This is a genomic window from Jiulongibacter sediminis (genome assembly GCF_001306455.1).
Taxonomy (GTDB): Bacteria; Bacteroidota; Bacteroidia; order Cytophagales; family Spirosomataceae; genus Jiulongibacter; species Jiulongibacter sediminis.
Genome location: NZ_LGTQ01000004.1, coordinates 1 through 317, shown reverse-complemented (window position 1 = coordinate 317; position 317 = coordinate 1). Strand labels below are relative to the sequence as shown.

General features: G+C 49.2%; 1 protein-coding gene. It reads right to left on the bottom strand.

Translation table 11 applies throughout. The annotated features are described in order from the left end of the window. A partial coding sequence (locus tag AFM12_RS00020; RefSeq protein WP_216598486.1) for a hypothetical protein occupies window positions 1–317 on the bottom strand: 317 nt, incomplete at both ends.

Here is a 317-nt window from a genome sequence, read left to right as displayed (position 1 = left end):
TCATCATCCACTGCTACTGGTGGCTCTTCGGTGTACGTGATCGTGATCGTTGCGGTGCTGTCAAGACTTGTCGCGTTCTCAATCAGCGTGTACGTGATTGGTGCTGGATCAGTCGTGAAGCCTGCCTCAGGATTGAAGGTCACTTCCCCTGTCAGCGTATCGTAATCATATCTACCTTCTCCCGGCACAATCAGGCTATCCTGAATACCCGGAGTCGATGGATCAAGATCCACAGTAATGTCTGTCAAGTCTAAGATGTTTGTTCCATCACTAAGACTGTCGTTGGCGATGATGTTCAAGGTTACGTCGATACCTAC